Origin of the sequence: Devosia sp. FKR38, from assembly GCF_005222805.1 — a bacterium.
Taxonomy (GTDB): domain Bacteria; phylum Pseudomonadota; class Alphaproteobacteria; order Rhizobiales; family Devosiaceae; genus Devosia.
The window spans coordinates 2548799-2569177 of record NZ_STGC01000005.1; the positions used below are offsets into that span (position 1 = coordinate 2548799).

Annotated in this window: 21 protein-coding genes; 16 read left to right on the forward strand and 5 right to left on the reverse strand. The window is 64.9% G+C overall.

The genetic code is table 11. The annotated features are described in order from the left end of the window. Positions 1-9: 9 nt before the first annotated feature. Together gap and E8M79_RS17300 are read left to right on the forward strand one after the other, a co-directional pair. Positions 10-1017 carry a type I glyceraldehyde-3-phosphate dehydrogenase gene (gene gap, locus E8M79_RS17295; protein WP_137153085.1) on the forward strand — a complete coding sequence of 336 codons (1008 nt, stop codon included), beginning with the start codon at positions 10-12 and terminating at the stop codon, positions 1015-1017. 120 nt (positions 1018-1137) lie between these two features. After that, positions 1138-1677, forward strand: a complete 540-nt coding sequence (locus tag E8M79_RS17300) for a putative glycolipid-binding domain-containing protein (RefSeq protein ID WP_171015912.1) — start codon at positions 1138-1140, stop codon at positions 1675-1677. Here the strand turns inward: E8M79_RS17300 and E8M79_RS17305 are convergent, their stop codons facing one another. After that, positions 1678-2709, reverse strand: a complete 1032-nt coding sequence (locus E8M79_RS17305) for a MerR family transcriptional regulator (protein ID WP_137153087.1) — start codon at positions 2707-2709, stop codon at positions 1678-1680. It abuts the gene before it with no gap. 151 nt (positions 2710-2860) lie between these two features. Here E8M79_RS17305 and E8M79_RS17310 point away from each other — a divergent pair, with 151 nt between their 5' ends. The 7 genes from E8M79_RS17310 (at position 2861) to E8M79_RS17340 (ending at position 9036) form a co-directional block, all read left to right on the forward strand. Further along, on the forward strand, positions 2861-3151 hold the full coding sequence (locus E8M79_RS17310; protein WP_137153088.1) for a hypothetical protein: 291 nt from the start codon (positions 2861-2863) through the stop codon (positions 3149-3151). Between the two features lie 87 nt (positions 3152-3238). Next, positions 3239-4441 carry a phosphoglycerate kinase gene (locus tag E8M79_RS17315; RefSeq protein ID WP_137153089.1) on the forward strand — a complete coding sequence of 401 codons (1203 nt, stop codon included), beginning with the start codon at positions 3239-3241 and terminating at the stop codon, positions 4439-4441. Positions 4442-4642: 201 nt separating this feature from the next. After that, positions 4643-5671, forward strand: a complete 1029-nt coding sequence (locus E8M79_RS17320) for a class I fructose-bisphosphate aldolase (RefSeq protein ID WP_137153090.1) — start codon at positions 4643-4645, stop codon at positions 5669-5671. A 166-nt stretch (positions 5672-5837) separates the two neighbouring features. Next, positions 5838-6434 carry a thiamine phosphate synthase gene (locus tag E8M79_RS17325; RefSeq protein ID WP_137153091.1) on the forward strand — a complete coding sequence of 199 codons (597 nt, stop codon included), beginning with the start codon at positions 5838-5840 and terminating at the stop codon, positions 6432-6434. Further along, complete coding sequence (locus E8M79_RS17330; RefSeq protein ID WP_137153092.1) at positions 6431-7552, forward strand: tetratricopeptide repeat protein; 1122 nt, start codon at positions 6431-6433, stop codon at positions 7550-7552. The genes E8M79_RS17325 and E8M79_RS17330 overlap by 4 nt, the downstream gene beginning before the upstream one ends. 119 nt (positions 7553-7671) lie before the next feature. Then, a complete protein-coding gene (gene efp / locus E8M79_RS17335; protein WP_137153093.1) occupies positions 7672-8238 on the forward strand; it encodes an elongation factor P in 567 nt (188 codons plus the stop codon). 3 nt (positions 8239-8241) lie between these two features. Next, entirely contained in the window at positions 8242-9036 is a 795-nt protein-coding gene (locus E8M79_RS17340) for an inositol monophosphatase family protein (protein ID WP_137153094.1), read from the forward strand. Positions 9037-9060: 24 nt separating this feature from the next. Here the strand turns inward: E8M79_RS17340 and E8M79_RS17345 are convergent, their stop codons facing one another. Beyond that, positions 9061-9777: a DUF1868 domain-containing protein gene (locus E8M79_RS17345; protein WP_137153095.1), complete on the reverse strand. Its 717-nt coding sequence runs from the start codon at positions 9775-9777 to the stop codon at positions 9061-9063. A gap of 171 nt (positions 9778-9948) precedes the next feature. Between E8M79_RS17345 and E8M79_RS17350 the strand changes: the two genes are divergently transcribed. After that, a complete protein-coding gene (locus tag E8M79_RS17350; protein ID WP_137153096.1) occupies positions 9949-10935 on the forward strand; it encodes a flagellar motor protein MotA in 987 nt (328 codons plus the stop codon). Positions 10936-10939: 4 nt separating this feature from the next. Continuing rightward, positions 10940-11965 (forward strand): peptidoglycan -binding protein, encoded by a 1026-nt coding sequence (locus tag E8M79_RS17355; protein ID WP_137153097.1) that lies wholly within the window; start codon positions 10940-10942, stop codon positions 11963-11965. A gap of 103 nt (positions 11966-12068) precedes the next feature. Here E8M79_RS17355 and E8M79_RS17360 read toward each other — a convergent pair whose 3' ends face one another. Next, a complete protein-coding gene (locus E8M79_RS17360; protein WP_137153098.1) occupies positions 12069-13886 on the reverse strand; it encodes an ABC transporter transmembrane domain-containing protein in 1818 nt (605 codons plus the stop codon). Between the two features lie 224 nt (positions 13887-14110). Between E8M79_RS17360 and rpmE the strand changes: the two genes are divergently transcribed. Next, entirely contained in the window at positions 14111-14332 is a 222-nt protein-coding gene (rpmE, locus tag E8M79_RS17365) for a 50S ribosomal protein L31 (RefSeq protein WP_137153099.1), read from the forward strand. A gap of 96 nt (positions 14333-14428) precedes the next feature. On the opposite strand, the gene E8M79_RS17370 is transcribed toward rpmE, so the two are convergent. Together E8M79_RS17370 and E8M79_RS17375 are read right to left on the reverse strand one after the other, a co-directional pair. Beyond that, on the reverse strand, positions 14429-14938 hold the full coding sequence (locus tag E8M79_RS17370) for a DUF1465 family protein (RefSeq protein ID WP_248305081.1): 510 nt from the start codon (positions 14936-14938) through the stop codon (positions 14429-14431). Positions 14939-15543: 605 nt separating this feature from the next. Further along, positions 15544-15726, reverse strand: coding sequence for a DUF1192 domain-containing protein (locus E8M79_RS17375; RefSeq protein ID WP_137153100.1), 183 nt, complete (start codon positions 15724-15726; stop codon positions 15544-15546). An 82-nt stretch (positions 15727-15808) separates the two neighbouring features. Between E8M79_RS17375 and E8M79_RS17380 the strand changes: the two genes are divergently transcribed. From E8M79_RS17380 to E8M79_RS17395, 4 genes are all read left to right on the forward strand, one after another. Next, entirely contained in the window at positions 15809-16822 is a 1014-nt protein-coding gene (locus E8M79_RS17380) for an NAD(P)H-quinone oxidoreductase (protein ID WP_137153101.1), read from the forward strand. A gap of 143 nt (positions 16823-16965) precedes the next feature. Beyond that, positions 16966-17697 carry a cell cycle transcriptional regulator TrcR gene (locus E8M79_RS17385; protein ID WP_137153102.1) on the forward strand — a complete coding sequence of 244 codons (732 nt, stop codon included), beginning with the start codon at positions 16966-16968 and terminating at the stop codon, positions 17695-17697. 18 nt (positions 17698-17715) lie between these two features. Continuing rightward, on the forward strand, positions 17716-19566 hold the full coding sequence (locus E8M79_RS17390; RefSeq protein ID WP_137153103.1) for a monovalent cation:proton antiporter-2 (CPA2) family protein: 1851 nt from the start codon (positions 17716-17718) through the stop codon (positions 19564-19566). A gap of 26 nt (positions 19567-19592) precedes the next feature. Then, positions 19593-20360 (forward strand): sulfite exporter TauE/SafE family protein, encoded by a 768-nt coding sequence (locus E8M79_RS17395; RefSeq protein ID WP_137153104.1) that lies wholly within the window; start codon positions 19593-19595, stop codon positions 20358-20360. Positions 20361-20379 lie beyond the last annotated feature (19 nt).

A 20379-nucleotide genomic window follows, 5' to 3' on the forward strand; every position in this document is an offset into this window, starting at 1 on the left:
CGTCTTTCCATGGCAATTCGCGTCGCCATCAATGGTTTTGGCCGCATCGGTCGCAACGTCCTGCGCGCCATCATCGAATCGGGCCGCACCGACATCGAAGTCGTGGCGATCAACGATCTCGGCCCGGTCGAGACCAATGCCCACCTGTTCCGCTTTGACAGCGTGCACGGCCGTTTCAACGGCACCGTCACCGTCGATGGCGACACCATCAACGTCGGCCGCGGCCCGATCAAGGTGACCGCCGTTCGCGATCCGGCCGAGCTGCCGCACGCAGCCATGGGCGTGGACATCGCGCTCGAATGCACCGGCATCTTCACCTCCAAGGAGAAGGCCAGCGCCCACCTCAAGGCCGGCGCCAAGAAGGTGCTGATCTCTGCTCCGGGCGAAGGCGCCGATCTGACCGTGGTCTATGGCATCAATCACGCCCAGCTGAGCAAGGACCACATCGTCGTCTCGAACGCCTCCTGCACCACCAACTGCCTGGCGCCCGTCGCCTATGTGCTGCACAAGGAATTCGGCATCGAAAAGGGAATGATGACCACCATCCATTCCTACACCGGTGACCAGCCCACGCTCGACACCATGCACAAGGATCTCTATCGCGGCCGCGCAGCTGCCCTGAGCCAGATCCCGACCTCGACCGGCGCGGCCAAGGCCATCGGCCTGGTGCTGCCCGAGCTCAAGGGCAAGCTCGATGGCGTCTCGATCCGCGTTCCCACCCCGAACGTGTCCTGCGTCGACTTCAAGTTCATCACCAAGCGCGATGTGACCGCCGAAGAAATCAACGCGGCGATCAAGCAGTACGCCGATGGCGAGCTCAAGGGCATCCTGGGCTACACCACCCAGCCCAACGTCTCGATCGACTTCAACCACGACAGCCACTCCTCCACCCTGGCCTTTGACCAGACCAAGGTGATGGGCGGCAATTTCGCGTCGATCCTGAGCTGGTACGACAATGAATGGGGCTTCTCCAACCGCATGGCCGACACCGCCGTCGCGCTGGGCAAGACCCTCTAGGCCCCGGCCGAACCAATCCGAAAAGGGCGTCCCGCGGGGCGCCCTTTTTTCTGGCCGAGATTGTCAGCGCCACCGGCTTTGGCAATGATGGCATTGCAGTCCTCACGACAGGCGCGAACCATGAGCCTTGATCGATCCCTTCGCTGGCGCGGCCTGGAGGCCGAGAGCATCGAGCATGCCCATGTGGTGGCAACACCACGGGACACCCGCATCCGCTCCGCCCTGATCACGCCGCACTATGGCTTGTTCTACCGCATCAAGCTCGATGAGGCCGACCGCGTCCGCACGCTGCGCATCGAGCGCACCGACGGCAAGGTGCTCGAGCTGTTCTGCGACGGCGCCACCAATTGGTCAGACGATCGCGCCGAACCCATCCCGGCCCTGCGTGGCTGTGTGGACATCGACATCTCGGCCACGCCCCTGACCAATTCCCTGCCCATCTGGCGCTGTGATTGGGTGCTCGGCCAGCCGCAACGCTTCGCCATGGCCTGGATCGATACCGACACGCTCGCCGTCCGCCGGGACGAGCAGATCTATACCCGTCTCGACGACACCCATTTCCGCTATCAGTCCGTCGCCAGCAGTTTTGAGCGCGTGCTCGAGGTCGACAGCAACGGCCTGGTGCTGGACTATCCTGGCCTCTTCGCCCGCGCCGACTGATCAGGCCCCTGCGGGCAAAACCACCTTCACCCCGGCGCTGCGGGCGCGCACGTCCGGTGGCGCCAGGCAGGTCTCGACCGCCTCATAGCCCGGCGCACCGGGATAGGGCGCCACCAGGCTCGGCGGGCTGTGGTTGGCCGGGCAGAGGATGATCGCCTCGTCGCCGCGCACCGACGCCAGATCGAGCACGGCGCTCGAGCGCGTCATCAGCATCAGCCGCGGCAGCGTGCTCAATGACGCCCGTAGATAGGCGATCAGCGCCACCTGCGTCGCCTCGTCCAACCCCTCCTCCACCATGTCGACCACCACCGTCTCTCCCGGCGCGCCGTCAAGCCCGACCAGTAGCGCCCGCAAGGCCGGGCTCAGCGTCGCGCCATCCTCCGCCAGCCAGGCTTCGGCCCGCGCAAGGCGCTCGCGCAACGCCGGCTCGGCATCCAGCCGCTGCTGGGCCACCATGCCCGCATCTGCATTGCGCTCCAGGCCCAGGAACCGCCCGCCCTCGATCTCGGCGGCCAGGCGCTGCGACAGCCGCGTCTTGCCGCTGCCCAGGGGGCCGATGATAAAGCTCAGTCGGGCGAGCTGTGGCAGCACAAACCGCTCTCCGCCCCAGGGCCAGGGCAGATCAAACGCCACCGACGGCCCTTGCGCACCGCCATCCAGGCGGCGCAGCAACGCCATGTCCGGCGCGGCGCCACGGGCCAGTCCGCCACGCAACTCGCGCACCCGCGCCAGCGCCACCACCAGGGCCTGCATGCGCGCCTCGAGCACGCTCTGCTGGCTGGCCAGCGCCGTGCCCAAATCGCGCCCGTCGCCACTCAGCACGCGCTCCACCTCGCCCAGGCTGAGCCCCAGGCCGCGCAGCGCCACCACATCTTCGGCCCGCGCCAGTTCGGCCGGGCCATAGACGCGCCAGCCGGCGGCCGTGCGCCCGGGAGATACCAGGCCCCGATCCTCATACAGGCGCAGCGCCTTGCTGGAGACCCCGAGCACGCGGGCGGCATCGGCATGTTTGAGACTGCGTTGGTTTGGCATCACGACTCACCTCTTGGGGATTGATCGCTCGCCTTATCCGGCCTGCCCCAAGGGCTGGGTCAAGCCCGATTGCGCCCCGGCAGGCGCTGTCATGGCCGGGTCATCAAATCACCCTAAAAACCGAACTGTTCATGTCGTTGGGGGCAACACCATGTTCCATCTCACCCGCCGCATCATGACTGGTCTGCCACTGGCACCGGTGTTGATCGGCCTGAGCGATCAGCCAGGGCTTCTGGTCGTGCCGCCGGCACTGACCGCGCTGGTGGTCTTGTTGCGCGACCGCGTCATCCGCCGTCGCGTCGGCCTGGCCGCCTGGCCCAGCGATGGTTTTGCCCGCCATGTGCTGGTCGATGATCTGGGCCAATTGCTGGGCCATAGCCTGCTCGCCCTGCCGCTCTTCCTGATCGGCCATGCGCTTCGCGCGACCCTGATCCCTGTCTGAACCACCCCTTTTTTTGAACGACTTGCCTTCCCCCATTGCCAACGCTCTGCTACGCCACGGCAGTTATTTCACCGGGAGGCACGACCTATGAGCGCCACGTTCAAGACCCTCGACGAGCTCGATCTCACCAACAAGCGCGTCCTGCTCAGGGCCGACCTCAACGTTCCGGTTGCCGATGGCCAGGTCACCGATGCTACCCGCATCGAACGTCTCGTCCCCACCATCCGAGAAATCGTCAAGCATGACGGCAAGGCCATTCTGCTGAGCCATTTCGGCCGCCCCAAGGGCAAGGTCGACGCGGCCTTCTCGCTCGAACAGGTCTGCGCCGCCGTCGCCGATCAGACCGGCCATCCGGTTGGCTTTGTTGCCACCGACTGGACCGATGTCTCGGCTGCCAAAAAGGCCATCGACGCCGCGCCTGCCGGCTCGGTCCTCGTGCTGGAGAACACCCGTTTCCATCCCGGCGAAGAAGCCAATGACATCGAGCTAGCCAAGCGCATGGCGAGCCTCGGCGACGTTTATGTCAACGACGCCTTCTCGGCCGCCCACCGCGCCCATGCCTCCACCGAAGCCCTGGCCCATCTGCTGCCGGCTGCGGCGGGCCTGGCCATGCAGGCCGAGCTGGAAGCGCTCGAGGCCGGTCTCGGCGCCCCCAAGAAGCCCGTCGTCGCCATCGTCGGCGGCGCCAAGGTCTCCTCCAAGATCGACCTGCTGGAAAACCTCGTCACCAAGGTCGATGGCCTCGTCATCGGCGGCGGCATGGCCAATACCTTCCTGCATGCCCAGGGCGTCAATATCGGCAAGTCGCTCTGCGAAAAGGACCTCGCCGAGACCGCCATCCGCATCATGGAAAAGGCCGTCGACAGCGGTTGCGCCATCATCCTGCCGATTGACGCAGTTGTCGCCTGGCACTTCAAGGCCGATACCCCCACCCGCCTCTATGGCGTTGATGCCATCGACCCCGATGGCATGATCCTGGATATCGGCCCCTCCTCGATCGAGCGCATCATCGGCGCCATCGACGATGCCAACACTGTGGTCTGGAACGGCCCCGTCGGCGCCTTCGAGATGAACCCCTTTGACGCCGGCACCGTCGCTTTGGCCAAGCACGTCGCCAAGCGCACCCATGACGGCAAGCTGGTCTCGGTCGCCGGTGGCGGCGACACCGTCTCCGCCCTCGCCCATGCCGGGGTCAAGGACGCCTTCACCTATGTCTCCACCGCTGGCGGCGCCTTCCTTGAGTGGATGGAAGGCAAGCCCCTCCCGGGCGTGGACGCCCTCAAGAAGTAGGCGCCGCGTTCCTCCAGCCTCGCCCCTGTTCTTCGGAGAGGGGGCGTGGCTGGACGCCATTCAGACCCGTAAATGGCACGAGCCAGCACGGCGCGCATCTTCCATACAAGATGCGCCTTTGGTCTAATAACCCTAGGTCTAATCGCAGCCGCGCCGCCGAAAGTCTAATCTGCACCCAGGTTCAATTGCTGAAGGTGCAACGTGTCCAAGTCGCTCAATTCCATTGCCCAGAAGCTGATGGAGCCCGGCAAGGGCATCCTCGCTGCCGATGAATCCGAAGGCACCATTGCCAAGCGTTTTGCCAAGATCAACCTGCCCAATTCGCTCGACCTGCGCCGCGACTATCGCGAGATGCTGTTCCGCTCCACCGAGGCCATGACCAACTATATCTCCGGCGTCATCCTCACCGAGGAGACCCTGGAGCAACACGCTGCCGACGGCTCGGCCTTCCGCGCCATTCTCGCCGACGCCGATGTCATTCCCGGCATCAAGGTCGACCGTGGCGCTTTCCCCATGCCCGGCGACCATGGCGAGAAGATCACCGAAGGCCTCGATGGCCTACGCCAGCGCCTGCACCGCTATGCCGAATTGGGCGCCGGCTTTGCCAAGTGGCGCGCCGTTATCACCATCAATGACGTAGCCCCCACCCGCAACAACATCCGCGCCAATGCCCATGCCCTGGCCCGCTATGCCATTCTCTGCCAGGAAGCCGGCATCGTGCCGGTGGTCGAGCCCGAAGTGGTGGGTGATGGCGATCCCGGCAATCATTCCATCGAGCGCTGCGCCGCCGTCACCGGCGATGTGCTGGAAAACACCTTCAAGGAACTGCGCCTGGCCGGCGTGGATCTGGGCGGCATGCTGCTCAAGCCCAATATGATCCTGCCCGGCGTCAATTCGCGCGAGCGCCCCAGCTATGAGGAAGTCGCCAAGCGCACCGTCGCCGTGCTGCGCGAACATGTGCCGGCCGCCGTGCCGGGCATTGCCTTCCTCTCGGGCGGCCAGACCGACGAAGAGGCCACGGCCCATCTGTCGGCGATGAACCAGATCCCCGGCAAGCCCTGGCCGCTGACGTTCTCGTATGGTCGCGCCTTGCAGAACGTTGCCCTGCGCACCTGGGCCGGTCGTCGCGAAAACTTCCCGGCCGCTCAGGCCGCGTTCAGCCATCGCGCCCGCATGAATTCTCTGGCGGCCCTGGGCACCTGGGACGGTGCCCACGACCAGGCAGCCTGATCAAGCGTCCGACGTCCCAACGTCACCATGATGCGCGCGGCGCCTTTCGGGGCTGCGCGCATTTTGTTTTGCGCCGTCGGCCCCCTTCGCCTATTGGAGGACTGTCCTCTTTGTCGCCCAAATCGCGACACATGTAGACACCAACCGCGTTGAGTGCTTCCGACACATGGCTCCCCAGTTCTATCTGATCACCCCCGCCGCTGCCGATGTCGAGACGTTCCCCTCTCGCCTGATGGCTGTGCTCAATGTAGCCGAATTCGCCGCCCTGCTGGTGCGCCGCGCCACCATGGACGCTGCCACCTATGAGGCGCTGGCCACCCGCGTCATCAACATCGGTCAGGGTGCCGGCTGCGCCGTGCTGCTCGAAGACGATGTCGCCCTCGCCCGGCGCCTGGGTGCCGATGGCGTGCACATCACCACTGGCGCCGCCGCGGTCAAGAACGCCATTGCCGCGCTCAAGCCCGGTCTGATCGTTGGCGCCGGCCGCACCGCCAGCCGCCATGACGCCATGACCATGGGCGAAATGGACGTCGACTATGTCTTCTTTGGCCCGCTCGATGGCGCTACCGATCCCGCCAGCGCCGACCTCGCCGAATGGTGGGCCGCGACGTTTGAAATCCCCGCTGTGCTCAGCGATCCTGGCGCCGGCCCCACGGTCGACCCGCGCGGCGCCGAGTTCCTCGCACTCTCCACCAGCATCTGGACCGCGGCCGACCCGGTCGCCGCCACCATAGCCATCGTCAGCGCCTTGGGTGCCCGATGATCCGCTTGCGCCGGCCTGTCCTGGCCCTGCTGCCCCTGCTGATCATGGCGCCAGCCTGGGCTCAGGATAGCGGCGCCACCAGTGCCGACACTACCGCGACCGAGACCGCCCCCGCCGAGATCATCAGCGATCAGATCTTTGGCCCCAGGGTGCCCACCGATGACGCCTTCGGCGCCTTCCAGCGCGGGTATTTCCTCACCGCGCTCGAACTCGCCCTGCCGCGCGCCGAAAAGGGCGAGGCCTCGGCGCAGACGCTGATTGCCGAGCTCTATGCCAAGGGCCTGGGCGTGGCCCAGAACGACACGCGCGCCGCCGGCTGGTACCAGCTCGCCTCCAACAATGGTGACATGCTGGCCACCTTCGAGCTGGCCCTGATGTATGAAGAAGGCACCGGCGTGCCCAAGAACCGGGCCCGCGCTGCGGCTCTGTTCAGCCAGGCAGCCGACGCCGGCTACATGCCCGCCAAATACAATATGGCCCTGCTCCACATCGAGGGCGTCTACGCCTCTCCCAGCCTCACCACCGCCGCGAGCCTGATGAAGCAGGCCGCCGACACTGGCTTGCCCGAGGCGGAATATGACTATGGCACCATGCTCATCGAAGGCGCGGGCCTCGTCCCCGATCCTGCACTGGGTGCCGAGTACATCCTCAAGGCCGCCGAACAGAACCTGACGGCCGCCCAGATCGACTACGCCACCCTGCTCTATATGGGCCAGGGCGTGACCCGGGATGTCGAGGGCGCCGCCGCTTGGTATCGCCGCGCCGCCGAGGCCGGCAATGCCGTGGCGCAGAACCGCTACGCCAAACTCTTGGCCGTGGGCGAAGGCGTGCCGCTCGACCTGCAGGAATCCGCGATGTGGCGCGCCCTCGCCCGTCGCCAGGGCATTAACGACGCCACGCTCGATAGCCTGCTGATCTCCATTCCGGCACAAGATCTGGCCACGGCCGAGGAGCGTGCGCGCTTCTGGCCCTCGGTTCCGCCCACCACGCCGACCGCCGAGACCATTCTCGAGATCCCCACCACCAGCGTTCCGGCCAGCACCGGCCCGACCCTGCCGACGCCCACCGACGTGCCGCCTGGCGCGTCCGGGGATGCCCCCAAACCGCAAGACCCTTGATCGGGCGGGCGTTCTGAGGCAATAAGCCCGCCACGCCCAGCAGACCAAACACATTCGGCCAGCCGCATCCGGCATGCGGGGCCTGCCCCGACAATTCGCGCACCGAAAGCACCCACGCCATGGCCAAGATCAACGGCAACGAAATCCGCCCCGGTTTCGTCATCAATCACCAGGACCGCCTCTGGGTCGCCGTCAAGGTCGATCACGTCAAGCCCGGCAAGGGCGGCGCCTATGCCCAGGTCGAGCTCAAGGCCATCCTGACCGGCACCAAGCTGAACGAGCGCTTCCGCTCCGCCGAGACGGTCGAGCAGGTCGAGCTCGAGTTCCGCGACTTCACCTTCCTCTACGAGCAGGGCGAAAACCTGGTGTTCATGGACCAGGAAAGCTACGAGCAGGTCGAGCTGGCCAAGGATTTCGTCGGCGACCGCGCCGCCTTCCTCTCCGATGGCATGAAGATCACCCTCGAAATGCACGAGGACACCCCTCTGGGCGTCAAATTCCCGCCCAATGTCATTCTTGAGGTCATCGAGGCCGACCCCGTGACCAAGGGCCAGACCGCGTCCAACCAGTTCAAGCCTGCCAAGGTCGCCAACGGCCTCAAGGTCATGGTGCCGCCCTTTATCGCCGTCGGTGAGCGCATCGTCGTCGACACCACCGAAACCACCTATCTGCGTCGGGCGGACTGATCTATGGCACGTTCAGCGATCCTCAATGTCATGGTTGGCGCGGCCCTCAAGGCCGGCAAATCCCTGACCAAGGACTTCTCGGAAGTCGAAAATCTCCAGGTCTCCCGCAAGGGACCGGCGGACTTCGTGTCCAAGGCAGACCTGCGCGCCGAGCAGATCGTGTTCGGTGAGCTGCAGAAGGCCCGTCCCACCTATGCCTTCCTGATGGAAGAGGGTGGTGAAGTGGCCGGCACCGATGGCCAGCACCGTTGGATCATCGACCCGCTCGATGGCACCACCAATTTCCTGCACTCCATTCCGCTGTTCGCCGTGGCAATCGCTCTTGAACGCGCCAATGAGATTGTTGCCTCGGTGATCTACAATCCCGTGCTCGACGAGCTTTACACCGCTGAAAAGGGTGGCGGCACCTGGCTTAATGACCGCAAGCGCCTGCGTGTTGCCGGTCGCCGCAGCCTGGCCGATGCCGTTGTCTGCACTGGCATCAAGACCCAGGGCACGGCCAATGACAGCCTGCAGCTGCGCCAGCTCGCCCATATCAATCCCGCCGTCGCCGGCATTCGCCGTTCCGGCTCCATCTCGATGGATATGGCCTGGCTGGCCGGCGGCCGCTACGACGCCCTTTGGGAAGCCGGCCTGGCGCCCTGGGACGTGGCGCCCGGCCTGCTGATGGTCAAGGAAGCCGGTGGCTTCGTGTCTGACTTTGCTGGCACCACCGGCTCTGTGTGGAATGGTCAGATCGTGGCCGGCAACGAAACACTGCAAGCCGCCCTGCTCAAGGAACTCCGGCCCATAAACTAGGGCCGGATTGTCCCGTTCGCGCCCTTAGCGGGGCGCGAATACCGCCAGTTCCTCGAACCAGTTCATATCGGCAAAGTTGCAGAAGGCCGGCGCCCGCAGCTCGATGACCGGCGCACGCCGCACGATATCGGCCTGCACATCGTCGAGCATCGCCTGCCATTGCGGCACGGCAGCATCATCGAGCCAGTCGATCATGTAAGCCATGGTGATGTGGAACTCATAGCTGTCGTGGTCGGGATGCTGATACCCCAGCACCTCAGCAAAATTGTTGCGCCAGCTGGCCATGGCATGGCGGTCAGCCGCCGTGACGCCTTCGACAAGCAGACCCGTCGGCCGGGCCGCCTGCACGGCAACTTTGAAGGCCGGCCCACCGGAAAAGCCCTCAAGCCGCTCCAGGAACCGCTCCGTCATCACCGGGATGGGCGTATCCCCGGCAATGTCCCGCGGCCAATAGGGATAGGTGCGGCGCCCTTCCAGGATGCCCTGGAACAGCGTCATGTGATAGCTCTCGACCGGGGTGAAGGCCAGCGACGCCGCATCGGGCATCGCCTGATAGCGGGTCCGCGCATCGATCAGTGCGCGCTGGGTTTCAGACCCCTCCACCAGATGACAGACCACCGTGTTGCCCGGCTCGGGCAGGAACACGCCATCCCTGTTATAGCGCGTCCCCAGGTGGCTCGGCGGCTTGGGATTGTTGTGACGGCCATAGCGGGCGGCGGACGGCATAAGGTCGGCAGACATGGCAGGCTTTCCAGCAGAAGAAACGACGCGCCCCCATACCCCGTCAGCGCGATGATTGCGTGACACTGCCATCCCCCTTCAGGCGGCATTAACCTTTGGCATTGCCCCTCGCCACCGCTCTGACTACTCTTGCCTGGTGATTTGGGCGTTTCGGGCAAGGTTCAGGCAAAGATGACGCAAGGCTACGATCCCTACCACCTCGCCAGTCCCACCGTTTACCTGATCAAGATCCTGATTTTCCTGGTGCTGGTCCTGCTGGTCGGCGCGATCCTGTTCAACACCGTGGTGCAGTTCTTCTGGGCCAACCCCTTCATCAATTCGATGATTTTCCTGGCCCTGGGTGTCGGCATTTTCCTCAGCATCCGCCAGATCGTGCGGCTGTTTCCCGAGGTCAAATGGGTCAATTCGCTGCAGGATGGCACCACCACTAATGTGCGCGCGCCCATTCTGCTGGCGCCCGTCGCCGGCATTCTGCGCGAGCGCATCGGCGAAGCCGTCATCACCCCGTCCTCCATGCGCTCGATCCTCGACAGCGTCGGCAATCGCCTCGACGAAGCCAAGGATACCTCGCGCTACCTCACGGGCCTGCTGGTCTTCCTGGGTCTGATGGGCACCTTTTATGGCCTGCTGCAGACCGTGACCTCGGTGGCCGGCGTCATCAACCAGCTCGATGTGACAGCCGGCGATTCGGCTGCCCTGTTCTCCAATCTCAAGGAAGGGCTCACAGCCCCCCTCGCCGGCATGGGCACGGCCTTCTCGTCGTCGCTGTTTGGTCTGGCCGGCTCGCTGGTGCTGGGCTTTCTTGATCTGCAGACCAGCCAGGCCCAGAACGCCTTCTACACCGACCTCGAAGACTGGATGACCTCCATGACCGAGCTCGACCATCCGGTCAGCGCCATGCAGGCCAATGCCGGCGGCCCGGACATGCAAGCCATGTTCGACAAGCTCGGCAACTCCATGCAGAACCAGAACTCCAGCCAGAACGCCATTCGCGCCATGGCCGAACTGGCCCGCGGCATCGATGGTCTGGTCAAGCACATCCGCACCGAACAGGACGATCTGCGCAAGCACATCGACGAACAGGGCGAAACCAATCGCAAGCTGCGAGAGCTGATCGACGCCGTGCTGACGCAGGGCGACAACGAGCGGCGGACTTAGGCCCATGCCGGGAGCCCGTTCTCGTCGGCGCGTCGAGGCCAACTACTGGCCCGGCTTCGTCGACGCCCTGTCGAGCCTGTTGCTCGTCATCATCTTCATGCTCAGCCTGTTCATGCTGACCCAGTTCTTCCTCGGCCAGGAGATCCAGGGGCGCGACAGCGCCCTGGCGCGCCTCAACAGCCAGATCGCCGAACTGACCGACCTCTTGCAGCTTGAGCGCGCCAATTCCGACGACCTCACCAGCCAGATCGCCAATCTCACCGCCACCTTGGGCAGCGCCCAGGCTGAGAACGCCAGCCTTTCCAGCCAGCTCGCCGGCATCGGCGCCGGGCTCGACGGCAAGGATGCCACCATCTCAGGTCTGCAGGGCGACCTGCTGGCGGCGCAGGAGCTCTCCGACGAGGCCAATGCCCAGGTAGCGCTGCTCAACCAGCAGCTGGCCGCCCTGCGCACCCAGATCAATGCCCTGGAAGTGGCGCTCGAAGCCTCCGAGAGCCGCGACACCCAGTCGCGCACCCAGATCGCCGATCTCGGTCGCCGCCTCAACGTGGCCCTGGCCCAGCGCGTGCAGGACCTCAGCCGCTATCGCTCCGATTTCTTCGGCCGCCTGCGCCAGATCCTGGAGGGCCGCGCCGATGTGCGTGTGGTGGGTGACCGCTTCGTCTTCCAGTCCGAAGTGCTGTTCGATCCCGGCCAGGCCGATGTGCAGGCCGGCGGCCTCCCCGACCTCGACGCCTTGGCCGAAGCCATCCTGCAGCTGGAAACCGAAATTCCGCCCGATATCAACTGGGTGCTGCGCATAGACGGCCATACCGATAGCCGGCCGATCAGCAATGCCCGCTTCCCCTCCAACTGGGAGCTGTCGGCGGCGCGCGCCATCTCGGTGGCGCAATATCTGGTCAGCAAGGGCGTTTCGCCCAATCGCCTGGTTGCAGCCGGCTTTGGCGAGTTCACCCCGATCGATCCGGCCGAGACTGATGAGGCCTACCGCCGCAACCGCCGCATCGAGTTCAAGTTGACCGAAGGGTGATCGGCGACGGCGGAACCCCGACTAATCGCGCCGACGGCACGATTAGAGGCGATTACGGGTCGCCCGTTGCGAGACCCCGGACCAGCGCCCGGGCGCCACAGACCTACCCGGCGTCGTCCATGCGGAACTGTAGCCGCGCCAGCTCGGCATAGCGGCCACCCTTGGCCACCAGCTCGTCATGCGTGCCCTGGTCGATGATATGGCCCGCGTCCAGCACCAGGATCTTGTCGGCATCGCGAATGGTCGCCAGGCGATGCGCGATCACCAGCGTCGTGCGGCCGCGCATCAGGAACTCCAGCGCCGTCTGCACCAGCCGCTCACTCTGCGCGTCAAGCGCACTGGTCGCCTCGTCGAGCAGCAGGATCGGCGCATTCTTGAGGATCGCCCGGGCAATCGCCAGGCGCTGCTTCTGCCCACCCGACAGCATCACGCCGCGCTCGCCCACGATGGCGTCGTAGCCCAACGGCAGGTCCAGCACGAAATCATGCACCAGCGCCGCCTTGGCCGCTGCCTCGACCTCTTCCATGCTCGCATCCGGCTTGCCGAAGCGGATATTGTCGGCAATCGTACCGGCAAAGATCGTCGGCTCCTGCTCGACATAGGCAAAACGCTGTCGCAGCTCGTCCAGCCGCACCTTGCGGATGTCGATGCCGTCGACAAGGATCGCCCCGGCGGCCACATCATAGAACCGCTGCAGCAGCGACAGCGTCGTGGATTTGCCTGAACCCGAGGCACCAACCAGCGCCACCGTCTCGCCCGCACCCACCGTAAAGCTGAGATCGGTCAGCACCCGCTCATAGCCGCTGGTCTGGTAGCCGAAATCGACATGCTCGAACGCCACCGTGCCAATCGCCGGCACCGGAAGGGCAATCGGCTCGGCCGGATCGGTAATGGTCGCGTCGGTGTCGAGGATTTCGGTCAGCCGCTCCATGGCGCCGGCCACGGTATTGAGAATGCCCATCACCTCGCTGACATTGGTCAGCGCGCCCGAAGCCATCAGCGCATAGACCAGGAACTGCGTCAGCTGCCCGGCCGTCACCGTGCCGGCGAACACCGATCGAGCGCCCCACCACACCAGGAAGACGATGGCCGAGGTGCCCAGGAAAATCACCATGCCCACCAGCACCGAGCGCGCGCCCAGCCGGCGCACTTCGGCGCGATAGCTGTCCTCGCTGCGCGCATTATAGATGCCGGCCTGGTTGTTCTCCTGGGTGAAGGATTTGACGGTGCGGGTCGCGCCCAGCATCTCGGTCGCCATGGCCGACAGATCGGCAAGCGCATCCTGCGTCTTGCGCGACAGGCCGCGCAGCCGGCGCGAAAAGGCGATCAGCGGCAACAACAGAGCCGGCGCGGCAATCACCACGGCCAGCGTCAGCACCGGGCTGGTGAGGAACATCATCACCAGCGCGCCGATGATGGTAACGATCGAGCGCAACGCCAGCGAGAAGCTCGACCCCACCGCCGAGCGGATCACCGCCACGTCGCCATTGAGACGGCTGGTGAGCTCGCCCACCCGATTGGTATCGAAATAGCGCGCATCCAGCCGCAGCAGATGCAGGAACACCGCCTGGCGCAGATCAGCCAGCACGCGTTCTCCGATGACCGAGATGAAGTAGAAGCGGGCGCCGCTCGCCACCGCCATGATGGCGGCAATGCCCACGATCAGCCAGCCATAGCGACCGACATTTTCGAGGTTCTGCTCGATGAAGCCTTCATCGATCGCCCCGCCCAGCACGGCCGGAATGGACAATGAGGAAATCGCCGAGATCAAAAGGAAGACGATCGTCAGGCTCAGCCGCACTGGATAGCGCATGATGAACGGCGTCAGCCGCCGCAGGGGCTGCAGCTTGCGCACGGTCTGGACGGGCGGGGTGACAATCTGTTCAGGCTCGGCCTGCGCGGGAACGGCTTGTTCGGTCATTGTTGGGCTGCGCCACTCTTGTCGACATGGGGTCCGGAACCGCCGGGCCGCGCCACGTCTCGGATATAGGCACAGCGCCCGCTTGGGGCAACCGCTTTGTCCGGCGTGAATTTGCCGCGCCGGTGCTCTTGCAGAGTGGCCATGCTTTCTGTATGAAGCCGCCAACAACAGATTTCTGATGCTCTCCGGGCGCTGCGGCGCCCGTTTGATTTGAGGCGATACCGATGAAGGCTGACACTCACCCGGACTACCACGTCATCACCGTGGTCATGACCGATGGCACCAAGTACGAGACGCGTTCGACCTACGGCAAGGCCGGCGATACGCTGCAGCTCGACATTGATCCCAAGACCCACCCGGCCTGGACCGGCGGCACGGGCCAGCTGCTCGACCGCGGCGGCCGTGTCTCGCGCTTCAAGGAGCGCTTCAAGGGCCTGGGCATCTAAGCCAACCCGATACGAGAATACGAAGAACCCGGCCATTGTGCCGGGTTTTTTCTTGCCCGAGATCCCAATCGATCCGGGCTGGTGGGCAATCTAGGGTCAGGGACGGCCGAATGCAGCCTTGAGCCGCGCCAGCTGGTCGGCAATGCCATTGGCGGTGCCGGCATCGACGACCGCCATCTTGCCGCGCTCGAGCGTGTCGAACTGCATCACCCGATCAAACAGCCGGTCGCCCTTGTCGATATAGCTGCGCAGCGCCTCGGGCAGTTGCTCATAGCCCGGCCCGCCGCGTTCCGACGGCGTGGCGGAAAACTTCACCTTTTCCTTTTCGGAGCGGGCGTTTTCCTTGGTGATCTCACCTTCGTTGACCGCGCGCTGCAGCAGCAGCCAGGATGCCAGCTGCATCAGCCGTGTCGTCAGGCGCATGGATTCGGTGGCATAGAGAAACGAGGCTTCGCGGCTCAGCACCCGGCTGTCGGCGCGACCATCGGCATCGAGGTAGCTCGCCACATCCTCGATCAGCGTCATGCCCTCGCGATAGAGCGCATCAAAGCCACCCGCAGCCACAATGCGCGGGCCAATGGCGATGGCTGATCCGGTTTCTGTCACGTCTGCCAAGCAATTGTCTCCCCGCTTGTGGCGCCACAATAGGCCAATTGCCACCAGCCGTCATCGGTGTGTCGCCAACACGATGAAAAGAGACTGAAAAATCGGGGCGATAGCAAGGCTGCGGACCCCTGAAAAGAAAAAAGAGCGGTAAGAACCGCTCTCGAAGTTAACAGGGAGGCGTCAAACAGAGGGAGAAACCACTCTGCAAAATCCAGAACAATCTGAATAATTAGAGATTACCGAAAACAGATTAATTGCACGTTAACAGGAGTCGATTTCTTAACCCTGCGGCTTGTCGATGCGTTGACCCCATTTGCCTCCCCGCTGACAAGACGGCAACTGCAGCAGTACCCCGACCACCGAGTCGCCGGGATCGCAGCGGCCAGTCTACTCTTCACCTTCTGCGGGATCCTCCATGGCCAATCTGTCCGCCGGCATCGCTGCCAACCTTCTGATGGCCATGGTCGCTGCCGGCCCCGCCCTGTCGGCAATGCCCAAATCATCGACGGATGCGCAGGCGCAGCCGCGACGCCGCCAGGCAGCACACGACAGCTCAGCCCCCCAGGCTGGCCACACTGGCTTTGGCGCGGAAGCGCCGCGCGGCTTTAGCGCTTGAAGATCGACTCTGCCGCCAGGCGCGTCGCGTTCCGCGCTGTGATCGCGGCCTTGAGCCGGGCGATCTCGCCTTCCAGCAGGGCAATGCGCTGGCTGAGTTCATCCACCGACATAGTGTCGATCACCATGCCCACTTCATGGGCCTTGGGCGCCGTCCGCTCGTCTTCGTCCATTTTCGGCCTCCACCCTGTGCAATCCACGCCAGTCTAATCAACCGGACTTGCAGAGCAATCCGGCTTGCACCAGCATAGCAGCATGAGCGCACAGACAACCATGCAATCCATAGCCATTACCGCCCCCGGCGGCCCCGATGTCCTGGCCGTCCAGCAGGCCCCTATGCCCGTCTGCGGCCCCGGGGAAGTCCTGATTCGCGTCGCCGCAGCCGGGGTCAACGGCCCCGACCTCGCCCAGCGCCGCGGCCACTACGACCCGCCCCCTGGCGCTTCGCCCATTCCGGGCCTGGAAGTCAGTGGCGAGATCGTCGAACTCGGCCAGGGCGTCACCAATTTCCAGCGCGGCGAACGCGTCATGGCGCTGACCAATGGCGGCGGCTATGCCCATTTCGTTTCCGTACCGGCTGGCCAGGTGCTGCCGGTTCCCAGCGGCTGGCTGCTGACCGACGCCGCCGCGATTCCGGAAACCTGGTTCACCATCACCCAGACCCTCGTCATGCGGGCAGGGCTGTCCACCGGCATGACCGTGCTCGTGCATGGCGCCGCCGGCGGCATCGGCAGCGCCGCCATCCAGATCGCCAGCGTCCTGGGCGCCCAATCCATCGCCGTCGTCTCGTCGCCCGCCAAAGCCGACTATGCCCGGAGCCTGGGCGCCATGGCCACGATCGACTATACGCGCGAAGATGTGGCCGAGCGGGCACTCGAGATCACCCTGGGCAAAGGCGTCGACCGCGTCGTGGACGTCGTCGGCGGCGCTATGGCCGAGCACAATATCAAAGCCTCCGCGCACGGCGGCCATATCGTCCAGGTCTCAACGCTCGATGGAGGCACCGCGCCGGTATCGCTGCGCGGCATCATGGCCAAGCAATTGACGCTCTCTGGCTCCACACTGCGGCCGCAGAGCTCGGCGACCAAGGCGGCAATTGCCAGCCACATCCGCCGCCACCTGCTGCCGGCGCTGAGCAGCCACGGCTTCACCCGGCAAATGGTCACGGCCTATCCCTTCAACGCGGCCAATCGCGCCCATGCCACCATGGAGGCGCGCAGCCACATGGGCAAACTGGTGCTGGTGACCCCGTTCGGCGCCACGCTTTAGCGCCCAGACAGCCGGGGAAACGTGACATTGCCATTGCGGATCGGGGCCGAAAACCATATATTGGCTGCGTTCCCCCTCAGCACGAAGCAAAGAGGCGGAGCGGCCCGGAGGAAAACCGGCCGCGCCTGCAGGAGAGATTTATCATGACCCAGCCACTGTTGATGCCCAAGGCCACCGCCGTCTGGCTCGTTGACAACACTGCGCTGTCGTTCGAACAGATCGCGGCCTTCTGCACGCTTCATCCGCTGGAAGTCCAGGGCATTGCCGACGGCGACGTGGCTGGCGGCATCATGGGCGCAAACCCCATCCAGAATGGCCAGCTGACCCGCGAAGAAATCGAAAAGGCCGAGGGCGATCCATCTTATCGCCTCAAGCTCAGCGAACCCAAGGTCCGCGTGGCCGCCGCCAAGCGCAAGGGTCCCCGCTACACCCCCATTTCGCGCCGCAACGAGCGCCCGAACGCCATCAAGTGGCTGGTGCGCAACCACCCCGAGCTCAAGGACGCCCAGATCATGCGTCTGGTCGGCACCACCAAGTCGACCATCGACTCGGTGCGTGAATCCACCCACTGGAACGCTGCCAACCTCGCTGCCATGGACCCGGTGACCCTGGGCCTGTGCAGCCAGATCGATCTCGATCTTGAGGTCAAGCGCGCATCCAAGGGCGGTCCGGGTGTGGATGAGGCTGAAGAAGGCACGCTGCTGATGACGGCCGAGGAAGCCCTGGCCCGCTCCGGCTCCCGTGGCCAGAGCAGCGAAGATGGCGAGTTCGCCGCCAACGACCATCGCCCTGCCGAAGCGCAGGACGAGTTCGACGCCGACTCGGTGTTCTCCAAGCTCAAGTCCCTCAACGTCGACACCGACAGCGACAACTAACAGGATCTGGTCAGCGGAATGGAAAACAACATCCTGCTGGCCATCTTCGTCCTGCTGGCAGCTAGTATCGCGCTGGTGCCACTTGCCAAGGCCGCTGGCCTTGGCACTGTCCTGGGCTATCTCGCGGCCGGCGTGCTGGTCGGCCCCTACGGCCTCCGCCTGGTGTCCGATACAGAGACTACGCGCCAGATCGCCGAATTCGGCATCGTCATGATGCTGTTCCTGATCGGCCTGGATCTGCAACCCCGCGAAATCTGGCGCATGCGCCACAAGGTTCTCGGTCTGGGCGTCACCCAGGTCATCGCCACGGCCGCGGTCCTCGCCCTGACGCTGACCCTGAGCGGGCTGACATGGAATGTCGCTCTCATCATCGGCCTGGCCCTGGCCATGTCCTCGACGGCCATCGCCATGCAGACCATCGAGCAGCGCGATATCACCACCACCGACACCGGCCGGGCCAGCCTGGCCATCCTGCTGGTGCAGGATGTCGCCATCATCCCCATTCTCGCCGCCATCCCGCTCCTGGCCATCGCTGGCAGTGGCGCGGCCATCGATGCCGAGGTCACCCAAGCGGTTCGCTCGCTCGATAGTCCCGTCGACTGGCTCATGCCCCTGTCCGTGGTCGGTGCCTTCGTTGGTGCCCTGCTGGCCGGGCGCTACGTTGTCCGCCCACTACTGGGCTATGTCGCCCGCACCGAGGTGCGCGAAGCCTTCACCGCCATGGGCCTGGCCCTGGTGGTCGGCGCCGCCATGGTCACCCAGCTGATCGGACTGTCGCCGGCTCTGGGCGGCTTCATCGGCGGCGTACTGCTGGCCGACAGCGAGTATCGCCACGAGCTCGAGAGCAATTTGCAGCCCTTCAAGGGCCTGCTGCTCGGCCTGTTCTTCATCTCGGTGGGCATGTCGATCGACTTCTCCGTGCTGGCCACCGAGCCGGTTCGCATCGGCGTCCTGGTCATGGGCCTGGTCGTGGTCAAGATGGGCATTCTGTTCGCCCTCGCCTCCCTGTTCCGCATGCACTTTGCCGATCGCCTGCTGCTGGCCATGCTGCTGAGCCAGACCGGCGAATTCGCCTTCGTGGTGCTGCAGCTCGCGCGCACCGAAGGCGCCATCCCCGCCGGGCAATATGACATCATGAGCGTGGCCGTCGCGCTGTCCATGGTCACCACGCCGCTGTTGCTGCTGCTCTTCGACAAGGTGATTGCACCGCGGCTGGATGGCCGCGCCGGCCAGCGCCCGGGCGACACCATTGACGAGCACCGCAAGATTGTCGTGCTGGGCTATGGCCGTTTCGGCCAGATCGTCACTCGCATGCTGCGCGCCCAGGGCTTTGAAATGACCCTGATTGACGATGACGCCGCCCAGATCGCCCTGGTCCGGCGCTTTGGCGTCAAGGTTTTCTATGGCGACGCCTCCCGCGTCGACCTGCTGCACGCTGCTGGTGTGGAAAAAGCCGAGCTGGTGGTGATCGCCGTCGGCGGCGCCGACCGCATCCTCACCATTGCCCGCAATGTTCGGCGCCACTTCCCCCATGTCGACATCGCTGCGCGCGCCGTTGATCGGGGCCACGCCCACGAGCTGATGGCCCTGGGCGTCGAGATCTTCGAGCGTGAGACCTTTCTCTCTGCCATCAGCCTGGGCGCCAAGGTCCTGGTGCGGCTAGGCCACTCGCCCGAGGAGGCAACGCGCCTCGCCGAGGCCTTCGAGGCCCATGACAACCAGTTGCTGCAGGACAGTTTCTTCGTGCGCGAGGACGAAACCGCCTATATCGGCATGGTCCGCAATGCCATGGGCCTGCTCAACCAGGCCATGAGCGCCGATCGGGCCGAGCCGCCGGTTGACAATACGCCGCCAAAGCGTACCGATTAGTACGGAACCCTCCCGGACTGATTTTCATGCCCATCCTTGATCTCTATTTCGTCGCGGTCGCCGTGATCGCGGTGCTGATCGTCGGCCTGTCCAAGGCCGGCCTGCTGGGCAGTCTGGGCATGGTGGCCGTGCCACTGCTCAGCCTGGTGATGCCGGCGCGCGATGCAGCGGGCATGATGCTGCCGGTGCTGCTGGCCATGGATGCCATCGCCGTCTTTGCCTACCGTCGGGAGGTGGATTGGCGCGTCATTGCCATCATGCTGCCCGGCGCAGCCGTCGGCACCATCCTGGGCTGGGTGCTCTGGGCCTTCGTCTCTGATTCGGCCGTGCTGCTGTTCGTCGGCGTCGTCACGCTGCTGTTCATCCTCGACGCCATCCTGCCGCTGCGCAAAAAGCTCGAGGGCCTGCCGCCCTCGCGCCCCTGGGGCATGTTCTGGGGCGCCTTCTCCGGCTTCACCAGCTTCATCAGCCACACTGGTGGCCCGCCGTTCCAGATCTATGTGCTGCCCCAGCGCCTGCCGCCGGCCATCTATGCCGGCACCACGGCGGTCTTCTTTGCCATCGTCAACACCGCCAAGCTGATCCCCTACTTCTTCCTCGGCCAGCTCAACGTCCACAATCTGACGCTCTCGGCCATGCTCATCCCCGTGGGCATTGCCGGCGTCTTCATCGGTATCGCCTTGGTGCGCCGCATTTCCATGGCCCTGTTCTACCGCGTGGCCTATTGGCTGGTGTTCCTGCTGGCGCTCAAGCTGGTGTGGGACGGGGCGCGCGGCGTCTTCTGGGGCCTCTGATTCCCGCCCCATCTCCAGG

Excerpts from the sequence above, each read along its gene's own strand:
- gap (WP_137153085.1), top strand. The coding sequence starts at position 10 with ATGGCAATTCGCGTCGCCATCAATGGTTTTGGCCGCATCGGTCGCAAC.
- E8M79_RS17300 (WP_171015912.1), top strand. The coding sequence starts at position 1,138 with ATGAGCCTTGATCGATCCCTTCGCTGGCGCGGCCTGGAGGCCGAGAGC.
- E8M79_RS17305 (WP_137153087.1), bottom strand. The coding sequence starts at position 2,709 with ATGCCAAACCAACGCAGTCTCAAACATGCCGATGCCGCCCGCGTGCTC.
- E8M79_RS17310 (WP_137153088.1), top strand. The coding sequence starts at position 2,861 with ATGTTCCATCTCACCCGCCGCATCATGACTGGTCTGCCACTGGCACCG.
- E8M79_RS17315 (WP_137153089.1), top strand. The coding sequence starts at position 3,239 with ATGAGCGCCACGTTCAAGACCCTCGACGAGCTCGATCTCACCAACAAG.
- E8M79_RS17325 (WP_137153091.1), top strand. The coding sequence starts at position 5,838 with ATGGCTCCCCAGTTCTATCTGATCACCCCCGCCGCTGCCGATGTCGAG.
- E8M79_RS17330 (WP_137153092.1), top strand. The coding sequence starts at position 6,431 with ATGATCCGCTTGCGCCGGCCTGTCCTGGCCCTGCTGCCCCTGCTGATC.
- efp (WP_137153093.1), top strand. The coding sequence starts at position 7,672 with ATGGCCAAGATCAACGGCAACGAAATCCGCCCCGGTTTCGTCATCAAT.
- E8M79_RS17340 (WP_137153094.1), top strand. The coding sequence starts at position 8,242 with ATGGCACGTTCAGCGATCCTCAATGTCATGGTTGGCGCGGCCCTCAAG.
- E8M79_RS17345 (WP_137153095.1), bottom strand. The coding sequence starts at position 9,777 with ATGTCTGCCGACCTTATGCCGTCCGCCGCCCGCTATGGCCGTCACAAC.
- E8M79_RS17350 (WP_137153096.1), top strand. The coding sequence starts at position 9,949 with ATGACGCAAGGCTACGATCCCTACCACCTCGCCAGTCCCACCGTTTAC.
- E8M79_RS17355 (WP_137153097.1), top strand. The coding sequence starts at position 10,940 with ATGCCGGGAGCCCGTTCTCGTCGGCGCGTCGAGGCCAACTACTGGCCC.
- E8M79_RS17360 (WP_137153098.1), bottom strand. The coding sequence starts at position 13,886 with ATGACCGAACAAGCCGTTCCCGCGCAGGCCGAGCCTGAACAGATTGTC.
- rpmE (WP_137153099.1), top strand. The coding sequence starts at position 14,111 with ATGAAGGCTGACACTCACCCGGACTACCACGTCATCACCGTGGTCATG.
- E8M79_RS17375 (WP_137153100.1), bottom strand. The coding sequence starts at position 15,726 with ATGGACGAAGACGAGCGGACGGCGCCCAAGGCCCATGAAGTGGGCATG.
- E8M79_RS17380 (WP_137153101.1), top strand. The coding sequence starts at position 15,809 with ATGAGCGCACAGACAACCATGCAATCCATAGCCATTACCGCCCCCGGC.
- E8M79_RS17385 (WP_137153102.1), top strand. The coding sequence starts at position 16,966 with ATGACCCAGCCACTGTTGATGCCCAAGGCCACCGCCGTCTGGCTCGTT.
- E8M79_RS17390 (WP_137153103.1), top strand. The coding sequence starts at position 17,716 with ATGGAAAACAACATCCTGCTGGCCATCTTCGTCCTGCTGGCAGCTAGT.
- E8M79_RS17395 (WP_137153104.1), top strand. The coding sequence starts at position 19,593 with ATGCCCATCCTTGATCTCTATTTCGTCGCGGTCGCCGTGATCGCGGTG.